General features: G+C 45.8%; 21 protein-coding genes. 10 read left to right on the forward strand and 11 right to left on the reverse strand.

Annotated elements, in window-relative coordinates:
- Positions 1-71 precede the first annotated feature (71 nt).
- Entirely contained in the window at positions 72-1145 is a 1074-nt protein-coding gene (gene dinB / locus GJU87_RS02395) for a DNA polymerase IV (RefSeq protein ID WP_153638043.1), read from the forward strand.
- Here dinB and GJU87_RS02400 read toward each other — a convergent pair.
- The 4 genes from GJU87_RS02400 to GJU87_RS02415 form a co-directional block, all read right to left on the reverse strand.
- Complete coding sequence (locus tag GJU87_RS02400; RefSeq protein ID WP_153638044.1) at positions 1142-2395, reverse strand: DUF4153 domain-containing protein; 1254 nt, start codon at positions 2393-2395, stop codon at positions 1142-1144. The two genes, dinB and GJU87_RS02400, sit on opposite strands and share 4 nt — an antisense overlap.
- 138 nt (positions 2396-2533) lie before the next feature.
- A complete protein-coding gene (locus GJU87_RS02405; protein ID WP_153638045.1) occupies positions 2534-2917 on the reverse strand; it encodes a VOC family protein in 384 nt (127 codons plus the stop codon).
- Between the two features lie 13 nt (positions 2918-2930).
- Positions 2931-3317 (reverse strand): diacylglycerol kinase, encoded by a 387-nt coding sequence (locus tag GJU87_RS02410; RefSeq protein WP_153638046.1) that lies wholly within the window; start codon positions 3315-3317, stop codon positions 2931-2933.
- Between the two features lie 6 nt (positions 3318-3323).
- Positions 3324-3566, reverse strand: a complete 243-nt coding sequence (locus tag GJU87_RS02415) for a DUF2007-related protein (RefSeq protein ID WP_194831420.1) — start codon at positions 3564-3566, stop codon at positions 3324-3326.
- A gap of 318 nt (positions 3567-3884) precedes the next feature.
- Between GJU87_RS02415 and GJU87_RS02420 the strand changes: the two genes are divergently transcribed.
- From GJU87_RS02420 to GJU87_RS02435, 4 genes are all read left to right on the forward strand, one after another.
- On the forward strand, positions 3885-4097 hold the full coding sequence (locus GJU87_RS02420; RefSeq protein WP_106542259.1) for a hypothetical protein: 213 nt from the start codon (positions 3885-3887) through the stop codon (positions 4095-4097).
- Between the two features lie 54 nt (positions 4098-4151).
- Positions 4152-4757, forward strand: a complete 606-nt coding sequence (locus GJU87_RS02425) for a hypothetical protein (protein WP_153638048.1) — start codon at positions 4152-4154, stop codon at positions 4755-4757.
- Positions 4758-4914: 157 nt separating this feature from the next.
- Positions 4915-7002 (forward strand): copper-translocating P-type ATPase, encoded by a 2088-nt coding sequence (locus GJU87_RS02430; RefSeq protein WP_153638049.1) that lies wholly within the window; start codon positions 4915-4917, stop codon positions 7000-7002.
- A 419-nt stretch (positions 7003-7421) separates the two neighbouring features.
- On the forward strand, positions 7422-10046 hold the full coding sequence (locus GJU87_RS02435; RefSeq protein ID WP_153638050.1) for a phosphatidylglycerol lysyltransferase domain-containing protein: 2625 nt from the start codon (positions 7422-7424) through the stop codon (positions 10044-10046).
- Here the strand turns inward: GJU87_RS02435 and GJU87_RS02440 are convergent.
- Together GJU87_RS02440 and GJU87_RS02445 are read right to left on the reverse strand one after the other, a co-directional pair.
- The gene (locus tag GJU87_RS02440; protein ID WP_106542255.1) at positions 10043-10276 is read right to left on the reverse strand and encodes a 4a-hydroxytetrahydrobiopterin dehydratase; all 234 of its coding nucleotides are present in this window, start codon (positions 10274-10276) and stop codon (positions 10043-10045) included. The two genes, GJU87_RS02435 and GJU87_RS02440, sit on opposite strands and share 4 nt — an antisense overlap.
- A gap of 753 nt (positions 10277-11029) precedes the next feature.
- Positions 11030-11749 carry a DUF6261 family protein gene (locus GJU87_RS02445; protein WP_153638051.1) on the reverse strand — a complete coding sequence of 240 codons (720 nt, stop codon included), beginning with the start codon at positions 11747-11749 and terminating at the stop codon, positions 11030-11032.
- Between the two features lie 907 nt (positions 11750-12656).
- On the opposite strand from GJU87_RS02445, the gene GJU87_RS02450 reads away from it, so the two are divergent.
- The 5 genes from GJU87_RS02450 to GJU87_RS02470 all read left to right on the forward strand — a co-directional run bounded on the left by GJU87_RS02450 (position 12657) and on the right by GJU87_RS02470 (position 16854).
- Entirely contained in the window at positions 12657-13301 is a 645-nt protein-coding gene (locus tag GJU87_RS02450) for a hypothetical protein (RefSeq protein ID WP_153638052.1), read from the forward strand.
- 166 nt (positions 13302-13467) lie between these two features.
- On the forward strand, positions 13468-14460 hold the full coding sequence (locus tag GJU87_RS02455; protein ID WP_153638053.1) for a hypothetical protein: 993 nt from the start codon (positions 13468-13470) through the stop codon (positions 14458-14460).
- A 152-nt stretch (positions 14461-14612) separates the two neighbouring features.
- On the forward strand, positions 14613-15407 hold the full coding sequence (locus GJU87_RS02460) for a hypothetical protein (protein WP_153638054.1): 795 nt from the start codon (positions 14613-14615) through the stop codon (positions 15405-15407).
- A gap of 198 nt (positions 15408-15605) precedes the next feature.
- The gene (locus tag GJU87_RS02465; protein WP_153638055.1) at positions 15606-16175 is read left to right on the forward strand and encodes a hypothetical protein; all 570 of its coding nucleotides are present in this window, start codon (positions 15606-15608) and stop codon (positions 16173-16175) included.
- A 193-nt stretch (positions 16176-16368) separates the two neighbouring features.
- Positions 16369-16854, forward strand: a complete 486-nt coding sequence (locus tag GJU87_RS02470) for a hypothetical protein (protein ID WP_153638056.1) — start codon at positions 16369-16371, stop codon at positions 16852-16854.
- 295 nt (positions 16855-17149) lie between these two features.
- Here GJU87_RS02470 and GJU87_RS02475 read toward each other — a convergent pair whose 3' ends face one another.
- The 5 genes from GJU87_RS02475 to GJU87_RS02495 all read right to left on the reverse strand — a co-directional run bounded on the left by GJU87_RS02475 (position 17150) and on the right by GJU87_RS02495 (position 21122).
- The gene (locus tag GJU87_RS02475; RefSeq protein WP_106542248.1) at positions 17150-17605 is read right to left on the reverse strand and encodes an RpiB/LacA/LacB family sugar-phosphate isomerase; all 456 of its coding nucleotides are present in this window, start codon (positions 17603-17605) and stop codon (positions 17150-17152) included.
- Positions 17606-17723: 118 nt separating this feature from the next.
- Positions 17724-18653, reverse strand: coding sequence for an NAD-dependent epimerase/dehydratase family protein (locus GJU87_RS02480; protein WP_153638057.1), 930 nt, complete (start codon positions 18651-18653; stop codon positions 17724-17726).
- A 122-nt stretch (positions 18654-18775) separates the two neighbouring features.
- Positions 18776-19402, reverse strand: coding sequence for a chloramphenicol acetyltransferase (locus GJU87_RS02485; RefSeq protein ID WP_153638058.1), 627 nt, complete (start codon positions 19400-19402; stop codon positions 18776-18778).
- Positions 19395-20093 carry an HAD family hydrolase gene (locus GJU87_RS02490; protein ID WP_153638059.1) on the reverse strand — a complete coding sequence of 233 codons (699 nt, stop codon included), beginning with the start codon at positions 20091-20093 and terminating at the stop codon, positions 19395-19397. The genes GJU87_RS02485 and GJU87_RS02490 overlap by 8 nt, the downstream gene beginning before the upstream one ends.
- A 63-nt stretch (positions 20094-20156) precedes the next feature.
- The gene (locus GJU87_RS02495) at positions 20157-21122 is read right to left on the reverse strand and encodes a PD40 domain-containing protein (protein WP_153638060.1); all 966 of its coding nucleotides are present in this window, start codon (positions 21120-21122) and stop codon (positions 20157-20159) included.
- Positions 21123-21454 lie beyond the last annotated feature (332 nt).

Below are 21454 nucleotides of genomic sequence, written 5' to 3' on the forward strand. Positions count from 1 at the left end.
AAAGAAGCGGACAGAAGAATTGGAATACAAAATTCAATTTCCCTGTTAACTTTGTATAGACGAAATCCGTGATGGAACCGGCCAGAAAAATTATCCATATCGACATGGACGCTTTCTATGCGTCAGTGGAGCAGCGCGATAATCCCGAATTACGTGGAAAACCTGTTGCTGTTGGTGGAAGCCGGCAGCGGGGTGTGGTGGCTGCGGCCAGTTACGAAGCGAGGAGGTACGGTGTCAGATCGGCCATGCCCTCGGTAACGGCTGCCCGAAAATGTCCTAACCTGATTTTCGTGAAACCTCATTTTGATATCTACCGCCAGGTTTCAGAGCACATCCAATCTATTTTTCATGAATATACCGATTTGGTGGAGCCGCTTTCGCTCGACGAGGCTTTTCTGGATGTTACTTTTCACAAGAAAGGAAAACCGTCGGCAACGTTGATTGCCTGTGAAATCAAGCAGCGAATAAAAGAAGAAGTGAATCTGACAGCTTCTGCGGGCGTTTCCTGCAACAAATTCCTGGCAAAGATTGCTTCCGACTACCGGAAACCGGATGGCTTGTTCGTCATTCCGCCAGAAGAGGCTGAAGCATTTGTGGAAAAACTGGAGATTGATAAGTTCTTCGGGGTTGGAAAAGTAACGGCAGCCCGCTTACATGAAATGGGCATTCATTTTGGTCGCGACCTGAAGAAATTCGATCGGGCTGAACTCATTCGTTCGTTTGGCAAAGCCGGAAGCTATTACTACGATATTGCCCGGGGTATTGACAATCGTCCGGTAAACCCGAACCGGGAACGAAAATCCATCGGCGGCGAGAGGACCTTTGACCGTGATTTGTATGATGCGAAAGAGTTGCAACACGAACTGGAAATCATTGCCGAAATTGTCTGGAACCGGGTGAAGAAGAAGCAGGCGATGGGAAAAACCATCACGTTAAAAGTGAAATATGCCGACTTCGAGCAGATTACCCGGAGCCATACCTTCAGCGGAAGCGTTATTGGCATGGAACAGCTCTACCGCACTGGTGTAGATTTGTTGCCTTACGACGAAGCGGCACAAAAAGGAGTTCGTCTTTTGGGCTTGACCATGTCAAATTTAACCCTCCCGGGCGAAGGAATTCCTGTTCAGCTTACGCTGGAGTTTTAATAGGCGCCGAAAATAATCGGGAAAAAGAAAACGACGAATCCTGCCCACAGCAGATAGACCGGCAAATACGACGTGATCGCTTTTTCCACAACCTGGACTTTTTTGCCATGAAAAATGACCTGCCCCAATCGCCGTCCGATAAATATCAAGTGGACAAACAGCAGAATATTGATGGCGATAACCGAAAAGCGGTTGGGCGTAATCCCGTATTCGCTGATGCGGTGCACAATGGCAACTAAAGCCATCAGGTTCGCAATTCCGGCCATAACGGTCAGTCCAAACAACATGTAAAGATTGAAACGGCTGGCTTTCTGCTTGGTTTCCGATATAGAGAAAGCAATGATGGCCGCAACGGCGAGCAACATCAGGTTGAAGAGCAACAGAAATTCACGGTCGCTGAATAAATTCGGGCCGGCCCATGGAAGCGCAACCAGATAGGCGAGCAATGAGAGAAAAACCAATGGTGTGAATATTCGGGCGATGACCGGGGCGAGTTTATTCGTGATGGTCGGGTGGTGCCGGATAACCCACAAACTAACTATGGGAGCGGAAACCAACCCGGCAGGAACGATATTGAATAGATAGAATCTTTTAATGTTGAGATGAATTACATCGAAGAGGCCCAGTGTTAACCCCGTCATGATGCCGCCGGCAATCAGGAGTAAGCCGGTCAGTATGATGATATCGCCGTTGGCACGGATGAAAACAGCGCGACGCGACAAATCCCTCCGGTTGAAATTGATATAAACCCAGCCAAAGATGCCCCAAAGAAGTACAGGGGAATGGATATAGATCAACCTACTGATGTCGTTGTTAAAATAGCCCGGCAGCAGATTGATGTAGATCGCAGGAACAATCAACAAGACGATAACCTGGCCAAAGCGACTTTTGCTCCATCTTTTCCGGTCGAAGAAAATGTAAATAGTCATCGCTGCAAAGACGATGAACGGCGCATTGGGCGGATAAAAATCCTCGGCCTTCCATCCGGCTATGTCGGGGAGCCGGATGAGGAAAATGGCAAAAACACTGCAAAGAACCAGCAACCAAAGACTATTTCGGTACCGTTCCTTTTCGGCGGGTGTTTCCGTTTTCTGGTAATCAAGGCGGGCCATCCAAAAGTCAAAGCCCGGCTTATCGGTGAGGTAAGGAGATAGTTCCCGAAAGGCTGCCTCAAACCGTTTGGGATTGGACTGGTAAAGCTCTTCCAGCTTTTCAGGATTATTCAGATTATTATAAATGGAACTCTTCACAAAATAGCTTTTTACTGGTTAGTTGTAGATTCATGTTTCAGGCATGGTTGGAGTGTCCGCAGAGTAAATTTACATCATTCATCATGGCAAGTCAACCATGGTATGTAAAGAGAAGACATTTATATCCGGCATTTTGTTTTACTCGGTAATTTCAATATGGTTTCCATCCGGATCGAGAATGACGCTTTCGTAGTAGCCGTCTCCGGTTACGCGGGGTTCTCCAGCAACAACATATCCTTCGTGGCGTAACTTTTCAGTGAGTTGGTCAACAGCTGCCCTGCTGCCTGCCGAAAAGGCCAGGTGTGTGATGCCGGTCAGATCGGTGCTGCCCGAGTTCTGACTCATTCCCGGCCGGTGCATCAGCTCCATTCGCGGACCTTCATCAAACGAAAGAAAATACGAGCGAAACTGTTTGGCCGGGTTGTGGTATTGTTTTCCGGCTTTCGCCGAGAAATAAGTCTCATAGAACGTTTTCATCTCTTCCAGATGGAGCGTCCAGATAGCAATGTGTTCGATCTTCATCTATTCTTTTCGGTTATGAAAACAGTGGGAAAATAAGTTTGGGAATGAAAATAATCAATCCGGTGACAAAGGCTGCAATCGCTGCCAGGGTAACGGCTGCTGCCGACATATCTTTGATATCTTTTATTCGTGCATGATACTCCGGCGATACGAAGTCGCAAAGTCGTTCCAGTACGCTGTTAAAGGCCTCGGCCGCAAGCACCAGTCCGCTCACAATGATAATGCTAAGCCATTCGACAGTGGAGAGTCCTGTCCACCAACCAACCGCCAGCACCACGATGAAAGCGATCAGGTGTATGCGGAAATGAACCTCTTTCCCGGCAAGGAGACGCAATCCTCTCCCGGCATGGCCAAAGGCCCGTTTTCTGCGGACAAAAAAGTTATCGTTTGATTTTTCCATTTACGGTTAACGGTGGGCTGTATCAGTCAAATACTGGTTTACTACTTCGCGGGCTTTTTCTTCATCTTCGCTGGAAACCACCAGTCGGATCGAACTTGTTCCTCCGGGACTCGTGTACCAGGGCACTAAATTTCCCTGTATTTCATCCTGAACAAATACTTCAATCTCCGCATTTTCCAGCAGGCTTTTCACTAAACCGGATTCCCAACTGGTTCCGGCAAACACTTCAACGGCTTTTATATCATTCATGGTCATAGATACTTTGATGATGACTAAAGTTAGCAGTTAATTCATAAAACTCAATTCCAGCAACAGGAAATTGAAGACAACCAACAGCCTCATAAGAAGATTTCATGTTAAAAAATCTAAAAAACAGGATAACCTGCAGAATGTATAAATCTTATCACAGATTGTGTAACAGCTAGCTTGCGGGTTGGTTTTACCTTTGAAATCAAAAGGGAAGGAGGTTCCGATGAAAACGGAAATCGATCAAAAGCTACACAACAGGAACTAGCAATGGTATACAATACACAGGTAACCGAAGTTGAATCATAAAAATCAGGAGTCATGTTTTTCAAAATATTTCTCATATCAATTGTACTGGTAGCCATCGTGATGTTAGCGTTGGGAGTGAAAATGCTTTTCGATCCGAAAGCAACATTCGAAGCCCACTCTTGCTCGATGGATCCCAACGATAGCTCGGAAGGATGCGCAGCCTGCCAGGTGAAAGAAATTACCGATTGCAACGAAAATAAATCGGCACAAACTGTTTCCGGGTGATGGCCCGATGTAAAGAATCAGATGTTGAAATAAAAAATTAGAGGAGAATTTAAGATGAAGAAAATTGCGGTACTGATTGTCGCTGTACTCCTGGCAACAGGGCTAACAGCTGAAGCACAATCAAACATGAATCAGGGAACCATGCGTAACATGCATAACCAATCCGGCATGATGATGCAGGGAAACTACGGAATGATGTCCGGCGGAATGATGGGCCAGGGCATGATGAATGGTAACTATTCTCACATGATGATGATGGGCGGAACTTTGCCCATGTGGCGGTACGAACGCGTGGTGGCTATGCTGCCTCATATGCAGTCACAATTGGCGCTTACTTCCGACCAGACCGAGAAACTGATTGACCTGCAAACGGCTTATCAGAAGAAAGAGGTCGACATGCAGGCTTTACGACAAAAACGGCAACTGAAACTGCAGTCATTGCTGCAAAATAATGCTTCACCCGAAGTAGTGCGTAAACAGCTGCAGAGTTGCACCGATGCAGGAATTAATATCGGAATAGATGCCTATAAAACTGTGCAGCAGATGGAGTCAGTTCTGAACGATTCACAGCAGAAGGAATTTCAGGGTTGGATGATGAATTCCATGCAGAATGGCAACATGTACAACAACAGAATGAGAAGAGGAATGATGAACAATTAATGAGTTGAGGCGTATTATTAAATAGAAATACCCTTATTCGGAATGAGTGAAGTCGTAAATCGGCTTCACCCGTTCCGAAAATTTTTGCGTTGTCATCAATCTCCTCCGGACGGTGCATTCGTTCAGTTATCGATTTTGTTAACCTAAAAAAGCAACTATGGATCATCAACACGAACATCATACCGATCATCAGCATGGTGAACATCATCATCAACACCAGGAACATCACCATCAACACGGAAATTCGGAACACGGGCATCATGACCATTCTCATCACGATCATGCGGGGCACCACGCGCACATGATTGTCGATTTCCGGCGAAGGTTCTGGATTTCGCTCATCGTGACCATCCCTATCCTGGTGCTGTCGCCCATGATTCAAAACCTGTTGGGCTATCAGCTCAACCTGGGCTTCAGCAACTACCTGCTGTTTGTCCTGTCCACCTTCATCTATTTCTACGGGGGCTGGCCGTTTTTAAAAGGACTCGTATCGGAGCTGAAACAAAAGCTGCCGGGCATGATGACCCTCATCGCGGTAGCGGTAACCGTCGCCTGGGGATACAGTTCGGCCACTACATTTGGTGTGAAAGGGCAGACCTTTTTCTGGGAGCTGGCTACCTTAATCGATATCATGTTGCTGGGCCACTGGATCGAGATGAAATCCGTAGTGGGAGCGTCCCGCTCGTTGCAGATGCTCGTCGAGATGATGCCTTCGGAAGCTCACCGTTTGTCCAATGGCGAAACCGAAGATGTGAAGGTCGACCAACTCAACCAGGATGATGTGGTGCTGGTACGTCCGGGCGAGAAAATTCCCGTGGACGGCGAAGTGAGCAAAGGCGAGAGCAACGTGAACGAAGCGATGGTAACCGGCGAATCGAAACCGGTGAAAAAATCGACCGGCGACGAGGTGATTGGCGGTACGGTTAACGGAAATGGTTCGCTGGAAGTGACAGTGAAGCAGGTGGGCGAGGATGCCTATTTGAACAAGGTCATCAACATGGTGCGGGATGCGCAGGCCGAGAAGTCGCGCACACAACACCTGGCCGACCGGATTGCCTTCTGGCTGACGCTGATTGCGCTGACCATCGGGTTCGGAACACTGGCTACCTGGCTGGCTCTGGGAAAATCGTTTGTCTTTGCGCTGGAGCGGATGGCCACCGTGATGGTGATTACCTGTCCGCACGCATTGGGGCTGGCGGTACCGTTGGTCGTGGCTATTTCTACTGCTGTGTCGGCTCGACGCGGACTCCTGATCCGGAACCGGACGGCTTTCGAGAATGCCCGGAAAGTTTCCCTGCTGGTGTTCGATAAAACGGGTACGCTCACCAAAGGGAATTTCGGGGTCACCCGGTATGGCGCTTTCGCGGAAAAATTTTCGGATAAAGAGGTGCTGAAACTGGCCGGTGCCCTGGAGGCACAATCGGAACACCCGCTGGCCGCCGGAATTATGCAGAAGGTGAAAGACGAAGGCGTCGATGTTCCCGGGGCGAAAGAGTTCGATTCCTTAACGGGAAAAGGAATTCAGGCGTCCGTCGATGGGAAGAACGTGAAGGTGGTAAGCCCGGATTACGTGAAGGAGCAAAACATCGAACTGCCGGACGAGGCGTTTAAAAATAACCAGGAAACGGTTGTGTTCGTACTGGTCGACGAAGAGCTGGCCGGTTTCATCGCCATGGCTGACGAAATACGCGAGGAGTCGTACCAGGCGGTTAAGCAGCTGAAGAAAGCAGGTCTGAAACTGGTCATGATGACCGGTGATAATGAACAAGTAGCCAAAAGTGTAGCAGACGAGCTGGGCCTCGACGATTATTTTGCCGGCGTGCTGCCCGACCAGAAACTGGAAAAAGTGAAGGAATACCAGAAAAGCGGCGAGTTTGTAGCCATGACGGGTGACGGTATCAACGATGCGCCGGCCCTGGCAACTGCCGATGTAGGGATTGCCGTGGGCTCAGGAACCGACATCGCTGCCGAAACCGCCGATATCATCCTGGTCAACAGCAATCCGCTCGACATTTCGGCGTTGATTCTTTTCGGTAAAGAAACGTATAAGAAGATGATTCAGAACTTCATCTGGGCAACCGCATACAACGTGGTGGCCATCCCGCTGGCAGCCGGTGTGCTGTATGGTGCCGGAATTCTGATTAGCCCGGCGGTGGGAGCCGTCTTCATGAGTCTGAGTACCGTCATCGTAGCCATCAATGCTCAGCTGCTGAAGCGAAAAATGGTAGCCGGTACAGGCGGGTAACCGGAAGAAATGCCCGGGCACCCGTCAGAAATGCTGAAGTAAAAGGTAGAAATGCCCGGTCATCAGACAAAACGGGGCCGTACCTGGATTGAAGAGGTCGGTACCTGGGTTGAGAGGGGCAGGACTGGGGAGAAAAGGCTCCGTACCGGAATAGAAAGGGGCTGTACCTGGGGAAAAAGGCACGGGAGCTGGGGAGAAATGGTCCGGACCAGGACAGAAATGGTCTGGACCAAGCTAGAAAAGCTCGGTAAGAGGGGCGAAAGGGTTCGTACCGGAATAGAAGGACCCGGTAGCTGGGAGAAGAAGGTCAGTTTAGCCGGGAACGTGGGCCGCAGCAAAACATACCTGCTCATAAAAAGTCGTGAAAGCAAAACTTCATTTTGTTAACTTTGTTTACGGTGGTATAATCACAATCACTGATGCAGATAAATTTGAAGAGTGCTCGCTGGCGGCGCGAATTACCGCAAATGACCATCACCCTCATTCGCGAAAACCGTCGTATTATCTTTCAGGCCATTCTGGCTTTTCTGTTTATTGGCCTGGCCGTTTATTTCGTGAAGCACGAACGGTCGGAGTTGGTGCAAATCCGCGAGACGCTGGAAAACGCCTCCCGGCTGAAGGTGCTGGCCGGTGTTGCTCTGGCAGCCATTTACATAGGCGTGCAGGGATTGATGTACTTCTACAGTTTTCGTAGTGTGAACCAGCGCATCACCTTGCGCAGCGCCATGATTTTGTTTCTGAAACGCAATTTCGTGAGCGTTTTTCTGCCGGCAGGCGGAATCTCTTCGCTGGCATTCTTCACCCGCGACATCGAAGAGCAACAGGTAACCAAATCGCAAATTCACTTTGCCTCTTCCATCTACGCGTTCGTGGGCATTCTGTCGGTGGTGATTGTGGCGGTTCCGGCTATCCTCATTTCTGCCGTTCAACACACCGTCTCATCCGACGAGGTGTACGCCCTGGGTGGTTCCATCTTATTGATTCTCCTATTTGTCTGGGCTTTCCGCTCCATTGTCCGAAGAGGGAAACTGTATCAGTGGATTGTCAAACTGAGTCCGTCATTCGAAGCCCAGATCAATGAAATACTGGCAGTGGCCGTTAACCGGAAAGGATTTCTGGCCACGGTTATCGTCTCGGTAGTTATCGAATTTATCGGGATTGCTCATCTGCTTATCGCGATGTGGGCGCTGGGATTGCCCATTTCGATCGAAGCAGCGGTGATGGGCTACGTCATCTCGGTGTTGTTCCTGATCGCTTCGCCGTTCCTGCGTGGTTTGGGAGCCATTGAGCTTTCGCTGAGTTTTATTCTAGTCCGCTATGGCTACTCACTGACGGATGCTGTTGCGGCCACGTTCCTCTACCGCTTTTTCGAATTCTGGTTAATGTTGCTGGCGGGCGCATTTAGTTTTCTCTTTGTCAGGAATAACCTGATACTGCGAGTGCTGCCGGTTCTTCTGACGTTTGCGGTCGGAATTGTCAATATTATCTCAGCCTTGACGCCGGCCATTCACAGCCGGGTCCAGATGCTGCACAATTTCCTTCCCTTGTCGGCTATGCACATCTCCAACGACGCGGTTTTTGCCGTGGGACTGCTGTTGCTGGTGGTTTCCGCTTTCCTGCTAAAGGGCTCGAAAACGGCCTGGTACATGGCCCTGGGCTTGACTGTTGTGTCCATCCTCGGAAACCTGTTCAAAGCCATCGACTACGAAGAAGCCACGCTTTCGCTATTCTTGCTGATTGCATTGGTGATTACCCGTCGACAGTACTATGTGCAGAACAGCGCCCGGCTGGGCCGAATTGGGCTGGCGGCATCGCTGCTTACCATGTTGGCGGTATTGATTTACGGTGTGGTGGGCTTCTACTTCCTCGATAAAACCCGCTTCAATATCGACTTCAGTTTCTACCAGTCGGTGAAATATACGATTCAGAACTTCTTTTTGTACCGAAGCGACATTTTGCATCCGACCAGCGCTTATTCAAGAGCATTCCTGCGTTCGATCAATATTTCCGGTTTTCTTTCGATGGCATTTTTGCTCTACTCACTCATCCGTCCTTACGTGATTGAGGTGGAAATTGATGAAACGGAGCTGGAGAAAGCAAAGAAACTCGTGCAGAAATACGGCCGGTCGCCGCTCGATTATTTCAAGACCTATTCTGACAAGCTGCTCTTCATCGCTGAAGGTGTAGAAGGATTCGTGTCGTACCGGGTGGCCGGGAATTATGCGGTGGTACTGGAAAATCCGGTTTGCGCCAACGATGAGGACATGGCAGTTATCATTCTCGAGTTCGAAAAATTCTGCAAAGGCAACGGGATGAAGAGCATTTATTACCGCATACCGGAAGAGAGTTTGCCGGTGTATGAATCGCTCGAACTGAAATCCCTGAACTTCGGTCAGGAGGCCATCCTGGAAATGGAGACGTTTAACACGGATGGAAAAGAGAAGAAGTCACTTCGGAATTCGAACAACAAACTGCGTGATGCCGGTTACACTTTCAACGTGCACCGTCCTCCGGTAAAGGACGGAACGCTGCAGAAAATCCACGCAGTATCGAACGAATGGCTCGACGACCGCGGGTATGGCGAAATGGTCTTCTCGCAGGGCATTTTCGATTTCGACGAACTGAAGCAGCAAACCATCCTGACCATCGAAAGTCCGGAGGAAAAGGTGATTGCCTTTGCCAACATCATGCCTGATTATGTGGAAGGCGAGGCCACTTACGATTTAATCCGGAAAACCAAGGACGCGCCCAATGGTACCATTGAGTTTTTGATGGTGGAGATGTTTTTCTTCCTGAAAAAGGAGGGGTTCAAAGCGGTGAACATGGGCTTTGCCCCGATGGCGGGCATTGACGCCGGGCGTAACTTCCCCGAGAAGTCCATCCGCTTTGCGTACGAAAAGCTTCGCTCGTTTGCCCACTACAAGGGGCTGAAGAGTTTCAAGGATAAGTTTTCACCCCGCTGGGTCAACAAGTACATCATCTACAACAACGATTACGACCTGTTCAGTTTGCCTGGCGTACTGCGGAAAGTCATCAAGCCTTAAGCAAGCTCGTCGATTTTTCCGGCCAGTTCGTGGTCTTTCAGTGTCACATGCCCCTCGCTGTGTGTGGTCAGCGTAATTTTCACCTTTTTATAGCTGTGAATAAAAATATCGGGGTGGTGTTGCATCGCTTCAGCCGGTTCTTTTACCCGGTTAACGAAATCGACCGCTTCCACAAAGTTGTTGAAGGTGAATTCTTTTTCCAGTTGATTGTTTTTTTCTTCCCACTTCATAAGCTTTTTATTTGTCCAACGAATCAGGCCGCCGGATTGTTTCCTGATGTTCCGGTGTACCCCGTTTTCTACTATCATATTGTCCTCCACGGGACTTTGGCAGCTCATGATATTCCGTCCCGAAGGGACAGTTTAATTCAGCCCAATGGCACCGCCTTGGGATAGTAGCCCACGAAATGACCGTCGCCCTGTAAGGGCAGGTTAACATGAAATTTATCTTTTTTGAAATGCTCCGCTCCATTGCGGTCGAAACAATATCCCCTTTTCAATCAACACCCTCGCGCGACCACGCCTCTATATTGCATCACGTTTTCCCGGGGCGTTGCCACCGGGCTGAAGTAACCTGGCCTTTCAGGCCGTACAAAAAGAGGGCGTACGAAAAGTACCACAGCAAGATTTGAAGCTTACAGATTGTAATCGGGCCTTCCGTTTCACCCCTCCAAACCTCCCCTAAAGGGGCGGCTTAAAGTCCCCTTCAGGGGATTTAGGGGTGAGCAAATTAAGCTGTACTTACAATTTGCCAGTTCTGAAAATGCTCTTTGGACTTTTCGTACACCCTCTTCGCGACCGATCTCCTCCCCGGATGGGGCAATAAAAATCAATTCAACGCATCTGCTCCAAAGCGAATCAATGTCGGGGTTTCCAACCACCTACAGGGGAGAATAAAAAAAAAGCCGCCGGACATTTGCCCGGCGACTAAACCAAAAATGTAACTACAAGCATGAGTAACAAAAATGATAACCAATAAAACAATTATTCTTCTTCCACCGACGACTTCCGGGTGCTGTTGGCCCGGGCGGTGGTCATGGTATTTGCTGTTAACTCGTTTACTTGCCCGATGAGGGTGGCCAGTTCGTCCGATTTGTTGAACTGTTGCTGCACTTCCATCCACGACAAGTTCATTTCGATTTGTTGTTGCAGAACCTTCCGCAACCGGTACGCCGAAGTGGTATGATCGGCGGCCTCTGCGGTCAGTTTCTGCTGGTACATTGCCTCAAATGCGTCGGCTGCCGTCATCAAACGTTCCAACCAGGCCGTTGCTTCAACTGTGGTCAGCAATGCAGCATTTCCCTCCTGCTGCAGTTCGGCTATCAGGTTCCCCAGCCGCGACGATTCGTTCTGGTATCCTAAACTGTGCATTGACCAGCCCAGCCGTTTGAAAATACTCAGCAGGGTATCGGCGGCGGCAGCATACCCCTCCAAACTGGCATACGAGCAGGCCACCAGGTAATGGCGCAACGCCAGGTAGGCCCGGTCGCGCACCTCGTCGGCTGCAGCTAACTTAACGGTATATTCACTCTTTCGCTCCTTGCGGAGAACTAATTCGTACCGTTGAAAGATGCTATCCAGCGGACTAATAATGAGTGATAAATCCAGTGTTTCTGAAGTGGCATTCTTCTGCAATGCTAAAAAACGATCGGTAAATGTATAAACATCATCCTGGGTGAGTTGATAAAACGCAGGTCTTTCCATAAGTATTGATTTTATTAGTGGTTTGTTAATTAGTCTTCATTTGGTATGGCGGTAACAGCTATCAATTTCCGGTGTACCCTGCCATACCGCGTTGAACTGCATGGCGCTACCCAGACGCCCCGTGTGATTCAAATGAATTCCCTGGCTGAGGCCAGACACTTCGTTTAATCCAGATAAACAACCTGGCTGGAGCCAGCTACATCGCGTGACGCAAATGAACCGCCTGGCCCGCGCCAGATAGTCCGAAAATCTTAAATGAAGAGGCTGGCCGGCGACAGGTACTCCGATTAATTTTGATGAACAGGCTGGCTCGCGCCAGACACACCAAAAAATTTGGACGGACAGGCTGGCTGGAGCCAGATGCTCCGTTTAACGCAGACGAATAGCCTGGCTGAAGCCAGATTCCTCAGTTAACGTGCTAACATGCCATCGGCAGCTACAGCGAATTGTTCAGCAGTGTGTGAATACAACAAGCTGATTTGGTCAATGAACGCGGTGACGGTTTTTCCATCTCTCGTCTCATTCCCCACAAAATTTTTGCTGATTAATCTGTCTGTCGAAAACCGTGAATTGAATTTAAATAGAAAAAGTTAGCCCACCCAATTTTTTTGACGAACGGTCGTTTTTTTATGGTGAACGTATCGATCTGGTATGCGAACGGAAATTTGGGAGCCCCAAAAACAGGACTCACTGAAGAAGGTGAGAATGAGTTTTTGGGAGATTTTTTTACCTTGAGGAACCAAATGAACCAACAACATGAAAACCGAACGAACAAGTAGCCGTTGTCAACCAGAACCGGAAATATAAAATACAAAAGGTACACATAACACTCCTGTACGGGAAATATATGGTAGTTTTAGTAGACATGTAAGCTAGTTGTAGCACATTTTGAAAAACCAAAAACTGAGTGAAGCAAATCGTCAAAATATCATTGATTCTATTACTGACTTCTTGTACAGTTTATAATTTTCAAACCATCTCTGGTCGTTACAGGACTAAAGGGGGATTTGAGTGGGGCTCATCGATTATTTTGAAACAAGATTCAAACTTTGTTTATAATTGGCAAATAGGCGGGCTTTTTGGAAAAGAAACTGGGAAATGGAACTTTAATGGAAATAGTTTAATTCTAAATAGTGACTTCCATCGAATAAAAGACGCAACCCCAAATTTCTATCTACTTGACAAAAAAATCAATAATTCGTCAAAAATCGAATTTCAATTGTATTTCTCAGATTCTACGGCATTAATTGGTGCTAATGGACTGATGTTCTATGATACTGACACAATATTTAAATCTATTTCAGACGCAAATGGATTGATGACTTTTCCTAAACAAGAATATGACAGCATCAAGATAAGCTTTATCGGTCTCAAAGACATTGTGATTTCCGATTCGCCAAATGACTATTTCAAGATAGTTTCGGTTGACTTTCCTGTTGACAATATGTATGAATATTTTGAGAATGAAGTGTGGAAAATCAGAGGCAAACATTTGATTGATAATAGCAAAAACGAATATTATTACGAAAAAAGATTTTATAAAATTGAATAAAAAACGTGCTACAACAAATTGCAAATTGCATTGCGGGTGCAGTGGTGTGCGTTGTCTCTGCTCCTTTCTTGAACGTCATGTCCTGGCGGACACTGACGCTCTTCGAAATCCGCAACGACAACTTGCAAGTGACCGTTAGCGGTCAGGCTGAAAGACGACACAAACAATGAAATGTGAAAGTTGTAATATAAGAGAAATTGAAGTTGAAGAACTTTTTGACGAAGGACAAAATCCTTATCGTTTGTGTTTGTCTTGCCACGACAGACTGTTAAACAAAGCGTTAAGACCTTTGGAGTTTTTCAATTTAACTGCAATTCATGGGCACGGCTACTATCTGCACGATGACTTTTACGATTATGACACTGGAGAAGCAATGCAATCAGAAATTGAAGTAATCGATGCTGATAAATTTCCGTTTCCAGACTTTCAACAAATCAAAAGTGACTTAAACAGACTTATTGACTTTGCATTTGTTCAGTATTTTACGGACAATTTTGTTTTAATAGAGCTTCAAAAGTTTGACAAGTTGGAAGTTTTAAAAAGACTTCACGAAAAGGTAGATTATAATCGTGCTATCAATTACAAAGCCTATGAAATAGCTGGAAAGGTAATTGGGAGGAAAGCAGAAGAATGGATAAAGGAGGAATGGGAAAACAGACGAGAAAATGAACTTCAAATATTTGCAGAACCGATAACAAAGTGTTTGGATTCAGACGAAGCATTTAAAATTCTTACAAGAGAACTTGAAAGCGGCAACGACAAATTTTTATCTGAAAACGTTTCTGCACTTCTCTACTTCCAAAGCGACAAGTCACTTGATTGGATTGAGAAAGTAAGTGAGAGAATCAAAAATATTTCTTCAACCTGGGGACAACTTGCTGCAAGTTCAAAGTTTACTTGGGAAAGGGCAAATAAATGGTTGACAATCGGGCGACCACTCAGTTTGATAGCACTTGACAGTTTAATTTATTGCACAACAGTTGGAGAACGGTTAAACCAATCCCTTTGGCTACGACGATTGAACCCAAGTCTAATTGACAATCCAAGTCCTGAAACAATTGCTTACAGACTTAGTGATTATTTAAATATTGACAACGTTCCAAAAACAAAAAAAGCAATAGAAACTATCATTGACAATGTATTCAAGACAACAAAATAAAAAGCCCGAACCGCTAACACAGTACATATTGCAGGGCGGGGTTCGGTGGTACGCCAACTGCGGATTCTCGTTTCGCAGTTCCGTGTCCTTCGGACAGGAACGCTCTCCGAAATCCGCCCCGACAACATGTACCAACCGTTAGGCAACATAAAATGGAACAATATCGCTCAGAAATATTATTTGAAAAACATTGCCCGACAATTTATGCTTTAACAAAAAAAGCAAAAATTGATTGGAAAGGACTTGATTATGATTTTGAGGCCAATCATTTAAAGTTGGGTATTGCGACTGAAGCAAATATAGTTGGATTGTTATTACACGCAGAGAGTGGAGAACAATTTCCAATCTACTTTCTAAGATATTGCGAATTTTTAGCTAAAAACTTACAGAAAATATCAAAAGAGAAACGGAAATTTAGAGAAATTTTAATCGGTAAAATAACAAATTTTAAAGACTTAAATTATCTCAATCCGATTGGAGAATTGGCAGTTCTGAAAAAATTGACAGACTATGGATATGAATTAATTAGAATTGAAGACAAAATCTGTTTTCCATCTGCAAAACCAAAAGATTTTCTTTTTCGAACGCCTCAAAATAAAGAGATTTTAATAGAAGTAGTCAATATTCATATTAAAGATGATTTTCAGACTTTAAATAACTTAAAAATATTTTTGTTTGGAAAGATGAAAGAGAAAATAGAGAAGGAAACTGTAGGAATTGATTTATCAGAGGCTAATGATAAATTATTTTTTCAGCCGGTTTTGTGGCATGTTGACTTGATAAAATTCAAAGAATTTAAAGACTTTTTTAAGGAGTTTTCATCAACATTTGGGAAAAGTTTTGAATTGAACTACAACATACTAGGTTTCTGTACATTCGGAACGATTGATAAAAAGGATTTTATATTTGGAGAATTGAGTACATTCTATGACAGATATAATATATGATGAGAATAAATTACGTTGCCTAACATATTGCAAATTGCATTGCGGGTGCAGTGGTGTGTGTTGTCTCTGCTCCTTTCTTGACCGTCATGTCCTACCGGACACAGACGCTCTTTGATTCCGAGGCATCGGAACGCAACGACAACTTGCAAGTGACCGTTGGCGGTAATTTTAACTGAAAACAACAGAGTTTTTATGTCAATGAAATCAATCATATTTATAATAATACTTTCACTTGGATATGTTGCGATGGGACAGAATGCAAAACCTATCGAGGGAAAAAACGCATTGGTTTTCAAAGATTATAAACACGATAGAGATTTGAGCGTTTTTCTGGAGTTAAATAGTCAGATGATAAGTATAAGATGCAATCCTAAAATAAATGCGAATATCATTGATTCATTGAATTCGAAAACAACCCAAATTGTTGATTCAAGTAATGTGAGGATTTACTTTAAATCTGATAGTACTTGGATTCATTTAAAAAATAGTTATAGTTGGAATATTCATAATGAACTTCCTAAAGTTCCCAAAAAATCATTGATTAGATACATTTTTAAAAACCAAGAGAAACTAACAGAAGAAGAGAAAAAAATACTGCGTTACATGATTTTCTATTCCAATAGGAATTACGAGGATATAGATAAATTTTCCTATTATCAGAATTACGAGGTTGAGTCAAAATTATTCCAGTTCAGATTTGACTGTCATTTTGACCATGAAAATAAACCATTAATTAAATTGACAGAATTTAAAGAAATAAAAAACTAACGCTAACACGGTACATATTGCAGGGGGGGTTGGTGGTATGCCAACTGCGCCCCGATTGGTCGGGGCTCGTTTCGCAGTTCCGTGTCCTTCGGACGGGAACGCTCTTCCCCCGAAAATTCGGGGCCGAAGCGTCGGAACGCCCCGACAACTTACAAGTGACCGTTGTGCGGCATTAGAAAAAAAAGAAAAATTAATGGACGAATACGAAGGATATTTTGCGGACTGTTATGCATTAACTGATAAAAGGACTGAATCTTTTATTAAAGAATTCCTTGACCATTTCGTTCCGGAAAGAAGAGAGACGGCAGACGAATATGAAGTTCCTCAATATGAGAACAACCCTGTTGAGAATTTCAAAACAGCTCATGAAGCTGTAAAATTCTTAGTTGAGAATAAATCAATTAAACACAGCCTATATTGGGCAAACCCTATAAAATCAGAATTAAGGGGAGCTGAGATTTTCTTCACAGACGATGGCTATGTAATCATGGGAATTTTTTGTGAGACAAAATATCCCAACACGGAGATTGAAGACAAGATTTTTAAGGAAATCAAAGAATTTTGCGGGAATGACGAAGGTTATATAACCTATGAAGACACTCCGCCTCACAACAGCAAAGAATTTAGAGAAAAAATAAAATTAATTGAAAAAGCACGAAAGCACAACACACGGTCATAGTGCATGCGGTTTCTTTTTAACTGGCAAAATCTTATTCCGTATGCTGTCGTTTTCGGCTTGACAGTCTCCACTTCGTGGGACAGTCAACCGCACGACACCCCACCGCGGGAACGTTAGGCGGTCGAAACGACCCGGTATCGCTTCCCGCTTGAACGATGCTTTGGTTACATTCTTTTTTGCGAAACGCACACTGCTTTTGTCCTATTCCCGGATGACTTTGCGCCTTCCTGCTGAAAAAAAAGCTTCCCGTTAACAGGAAGCCTTTTTAGCCTATATCCAACTATTTTGAACCGACTTATTTCTTCATCTCGTAGTCGAGAATTTTGTCCAACCGTCTTGCATGGCGCTCTTCTTCGGTAAAATCGGTTGCCAGCCAGAGTTTGATGACTTCTTTGATTTCGTCCATTGTCAGAAAACGGGCTCCAAGTGAGAGTACGTTGGCGTTGTTGTGCACGCGCGACAAGGTGATGATGTCGGTTGAACCGCCGTAATAAAGCGCTGCCCGTACGCCTTTTACTTTGTTGGCCGCCAGTGCTTCGCCCTGACCGGAACCACCCAGCACAATGCCTTTGTTTTCCAATGGTTTTTCGGCTACTTTCTCGGCTGCCGGAATAATGAAATCGGGGTAATCATCCTGTGCGTCATAGGTGTGTGGACCCACATCTTCAAAATCAAGGTTCATCTCTTTCAGGAACTCGCCGATCTGTTTTTTTAGCTCGAATCCTGCGTGGTCAGATGCCAGGTAAATCATTTGTGTGTGTTTTTAATTTTTAGCTGAGCAAATTTAGGAATTTTTTCAAGGTGGCGGCGATTGTTTTGTCAGCGGCCCGGCTTCATGACGATAGGTTAACAATACCTCAAATACTCACTTAGCTTTCCAGCTCTTTTAATTTCCCGACCACATATTTTACGGCATCTTCCGGTTGGGTAGGCGTAAAGCCAAAACGTTGCTCGAATTTGGTGCTGTCGAAAACATAGTCGCGATCGTTCTGGTAGTTCATCTCTTTCAGCTCCCGCATGATGGGCATGAAAAGTCCAATGACTCCCAGCATCCAACCGGGAACGACGGTAAACTTAGGCTCAGTGTTCAGCGCTTTGGCAAAAAGCCCAATCCAGTCTTTTCCGGTTAACCGGGAATGATCGGTGGGTAAATGCCAGACCTGGTTCCATACATCGGGGGCATTGCCGAGCATCGCGGTCGCTTTGGCTGCATCGGGAACGAATGTATATTGATGCACTTTGTTGGCATCGGCCAACCATTGTGCCTTTTTCCCTTTGGCCAGGTTTTTATACACCATCTCGACCGGAACGCTGTTGGTCAATCCAAGGAAATCGGCCGAACGCGCGATGAGGGCGGTGAGTCCACCGGAGGCCGTTTCATCCTGCAATTGCTGGGCAATCTGGCGGCGAATCTCCCCTTTCTTACTGGTTGGCCGGATGGGAGTTTCTTCAGTCATGTAGCCCAATGCATCCCGGTCATACATGTAGATATTATCGAAGAAAACCAGTTTGGCATTGTGTTTCTTGCAGGCGGCAATCACGTCGGTCATAACTTGTGGCCATACTCTACGCCATACCTTGATGTCGTACGGAAATCCGACTACGAGGTAAACAACGTCGGAGCCTTTCACTGCTTCATCGATGCTTTCGGCTTTGGTCAAATCGGCCGGGAAAAGCTCGTCTCCGGCATTCACTCTTACCGGGTTCCGGCTTACCAACCGGATTTTGTCGGTGTAAGCCAAAAGTTCTTTCGCGAGGTCAATGCCAATGGCACCTCCTGCGCCTAAAATGGTTTGCATGGTCATTCGTTTATAGGTTACATACTGTCTTCATTCTGCATCCGGATTCGATGCTTTCGGATTAAAACCGAAAAATGAAATCTTTGTTCAGTATCACCTTGTAATATGCAATTTTCCATCTCCTATGATTCAAGTAGTTCCTGAAATTTCTCCAAAAACTGTCCAACGTGATAGCCGTCCATCAGTCCATGGTGTACGGATATCGACACCGGCATCAGCAATTTGCCATTTTTTTCACGATACTGACCGAATGAGATTTTCGGAACAGAATCTTTTCGCGCATTGTGACGGGCGTGGGTTAATGCCGTAAAGTTGATCCACGGTATCGACGAATAGTGAATGACGTCGATGCGACTGGTTTGCTCATCAAAGCAAATTCCTTCCAGTTGTTGAACCCGTTCGATTTCGGGTAAGGCTTCGGCAACAAAGGCTTTCAGATCTTCCCGGTAGGGCATGAAGGTAAAGCCGAATGTGTGGTCGTCGCGGGCAACGGTTGAGGAGGCATGGACTTCATCAAGAATAACCACCTCGCCGTCAATAATCCGGTAGCGGAAAGGCTCTGTCAGGTTGGCGGCCTGAAGCGATTGATAGAGGTACCAGACGAAAAACGGAATGCCGTGCTCTTTCGCTTTCCGGTAGGCAACGGTGCAATCGACTTCGCTAACGATGCTGAAGAAGGGTTCATCGAACTGACTGAAAAAGGCGAAATGTTCGCGCCGGTTCCAGTTGGAGAGATCAATTTTATTCATGGCTTAAAAGTTCCGGGATTTCACTGAGCTTTTCGATTTCACGGTAGTATTTTGTATCCAGGTTGTGCCTGGCAACCTCCTCGTGTTGCCACGTCGTGTGATAGGGCACGTGGATTCCAAATCCGCCGAGTTTGACGACAGGAATGATATCGGAAGGCAGGGAATTGCCTACCATCAAAAACTCTTCCGGTTCGATATCGAGATGGTGAAGCAACTTTTCGTAGTCATCTTCTTTCTTGTTGCTCATAATTTCGATGTGGTGAAAAAACGGATTTAAGCCGGATTTGAACAGCTTTCGCTCCTGGTCGAGCAAATCGCCTTTGGTAGCCAATACGAGTTTATATCGGTTTTGAAGCGAGGCAAGAACGGACTGAACGCCGTCGAGCAGTTCAATTGGCTTATCGAGCAGTGTTTTTCCCAAGCGGATGATTTCTTGCAGAACGGATGGTTCCAATCGGTTTTCCGATATTTTCAGGGCTGTTTCCATCATCGAAAGGGTAAATCCTTTGGCTCCGTAACCATAAAGCGGGAGGTTTTCTATTTCGGTTTGGAATAGGACTTTTCGAGTTTCCTCTTCCGGAAGGTAAGCCGTTAATAAGTTGCAAAATTGTGTTTCTGTTTCCTGGTAATACGGTTCATTCACCCACAGGGTGTCGTCGCCGTCAAAGGCAATTACTTTAATGTTCTTCATTTCTAAGTTTCATTCCTGCCGGGATTTTAATAACAGTCCCGCGGTTTTCAATTTATACCGTTTTTACTCGGTTTTTGTTTGGTAATCTTCTACCGAAAATGGCATTTGGTAAATCCGGCTCAACCCGTTTTCGAACTGATAGAACTCGTCTTCAAGCGCTTCCAGCGTCTGTGGCCGGTCGAAATATTTCCGGACATTGCTGCTTTCACTCGTGAAATATAAAGTTTGTGTATGGCCATCGACAAACGGACAATAATCGAGCTGTTCGCTGTTAATTTCTGGCCCCATGTTTTGTGCAGGCTGCCATTTTCCATCGCTTCCGCGGAAAGCGATGTACAGATCGCCGCCGCCGTTGTCATCTTCCCTTCCAAAAGACGAAAAAATCAGGTAGGATTCGTCGGGAGCGATGAACGCGTTGAATTCGTAACCATCAGTGTTTACTTCGGCCGGAAGTGCAACGGGCCGGGAAAAGCCTTTCTTGCTGTAACGACTGACAAAAATATCTTCCTTGTCGGTATTTTCGTTCGGTGTGGTTGTAAAATATACATCGCCCTTGTTCGTTACCGAAGGGTAAAACTCGTTTCCGTCGGAATTGAGGGGCGCACCCGGATTGATTGGTGCCGACCATTCAGCATCCGGGCTTTTTCGTTCGACATACCATATATCCCAGTCCTTAGGCTCGTTGATGGTATCATGCAGCGGACGTTGTGAGGCAAAAAAGAGCTTTAGTCCATCGGGTGAAAAGGCTGGCTCCAAATCGTTGTACTGACCTGAGAATGGAGCAACGACCGGTTCGCTCCACTCATCACCATCCTTTTTAATGACGATGATGGCATAAAATTCCTTCCGGAAGGAAGAAACCGAGAAATAGATTTCGGAGCCGTCGGGAGAAATGGCTACATCACGAACATTAGGGAAACGGGCCATTAATTCCGGCATAAAAGGAACGATTTCCTCCGATGAGTCCTGTGTGTGTCCTGTAATACTAATTCCAGTCAACAGGACGAGAAGAAGAAGCATTTTTTTCATCGATGAAGTTTGTTTAGTGGTTTGAATTCAGTAGACCATTTTGTAATGGCCTTAGGTTAATTAACTTTATGCTCTGATAAAGATAAGGCTTCCGGGAACTATTTTCCCGGAGTGAACGGGAATTCTTTTGGGAGGAATGCCACGACTTTTTATCTTTAATCTCCCTTTTGGGAAGAATGCTACCAACAACCTGATTTCCTTTTGTCCGGACCTTCGTCCTGACTTCTTAGCCATTGCGGCTGAACCGTTGACTTCAGTTATACGTTCTGAGTTTAGCTTAAATTGAAACTTCATATTACGTTGCAGCGCATGCAAATTAAGCTGATCCATTG

This window comes from Prolixibacter sp. NT017 (genome assembly GCF_009617875.1).
Lineage (GTDB): Bacteria > Bacteroidota > Bacteroidia > Bacteroidales > Prolixibacteraceae > Prolixibacter.

Excerpts from the sequence above, each read along its gene's own strand:
- GJU87_RS02420 (WP_106542259.1), top strand. The coding sequence starts at position 3,885 with ATGTTTTTCAAAATATTTCTCATATCAATTGTACTGGTAGCCATCGTG.
- GJU87_RS02480 (WP_153638057.1), bottom strand. The coding sequence starts at position 18,653 with ATGCAAACCATTTTAGGCGCAGGAGGTGCCATTGGCATTGACCTCGCG.
- GJU87_RS02415 (WP_194831420.1), bottom strand. The coding sequence starts at position 3,566 with ATGAATGATATAAAAGCCGTTGAAGTGTTTGCCGGAACCAGTTGGGAA.
- GJU87_RS02425 (WP_153638048.1), top strand. The coding sequence starts at position 4,152 with ATGAAGAAAATTGCGGTACTGATTGTCGCTGTACTCCTGGCAACAGGG.
- GJU87_RS02435 (WP_153638050.1), top strand. The coding sequence starts at position 7,422 with ATGCAGATAAATTTGAAGAGTGCTCGCTGGCGGCGCGAATTACCGCAA.
- GJU87_RS02490 (WP_153638059.1), bottom strand. The coding sequence starts at position 20,093 with ATGAAGAACATTAAAGTAATTGCCTTTGACGGCGACGACACCCTGTGG.
- GJU87_RS02440 (WP_106542255.1), bottom strand. The coding sequence starts at position 10,276 with ATGAAGTGGGAAGAAAAAAACAATCAACTGGAAAAAGAATTCACCTTC.
- GJU87_RS02495 (WP_153638060.1), bottom strand. The coding sequence starts at position 21,122 with ATGAAAAAAATGCTTCTTCTTCTCGTCCTGTTGACTGGAATTAGTATT.
- GJU87_RS02465 (WP_153638055.1), top strand. The coding sequence starts at position 15,606 with ATGAAATCAATCATATTTATAATAATACTTTCACTTGGATATGTTGCG.
- GJU87_RS02460 (WP_153638054.1), top strand. The coding sequence starts at position 14,613 with ATGGAACAATATCGCTCAGAAATATTATTTGAAAAACATTGCCCGACA.
- GJU87_RS02470 (WP_153638056.1), top strand. The coding sequence starts at position 16,369 with ATGGACGAATACGAAGGATATTTTGCGGACTGTTATGCATTAACTGAT.
- GJU87_RS02455 (WP_153638053.1), top strand. The coding sequence starts at position 13,468 with ATGAAATGTGAAAGTTGTAATATAAGAGAAATTGAAGTTGAAGAACTT.
- GJU87_RS02485 (WP_153638058.1), bottom strand. The coding sequence starts at position 19,402 with ATGAATAAAATTGATCTCTCCAACTGGAACCGGCGCGAACATTTCGCC.
- GJU87_RS02475 (WP_106542248.1), bottom strand. The coding sequence starts at position 17,605 with ATGATTTACCTGGCATCTGACCACGCAGGATTCGAGCTAAAAAAACAG.
- GJU87_RS02445 (WP_153638051.1), bottom strand. The coding sequence starts at position 11,749 with ATGGAAAGACCTGCGTTTTATCAACTCACCCAGGATGATGTTTATACA.
- GJU87_RS02410 (WP_153638046.1), bottom strand. The coding sequence starts at position 3,317 with ATGGAAAAATCAAACGATAACTTTTTTGTCCGCAGAAAACGGGCCTTT.
- GJU87_RS02430 (WP_153638049.1), top strand. The coding sequence starts at position 4,915 with ATGGATCATCAACACGAACATCATACCGATCATCAGCATGGTGAACAT.
- GJU87_RS02405 (WP_153638045.1), bottom strand. The coding sequence starts at position 2,917 with ATGAAGATCGAACACATTGCTATCTGGACGCTCCATCTGGAAGAGATG.
- dinB (WP_153638043.1), top strand. The coding sequence starts at position 72 with ATGGAACCGGCCAGAAAAATTATCCATATCGACATGGACGCTTTCTAT.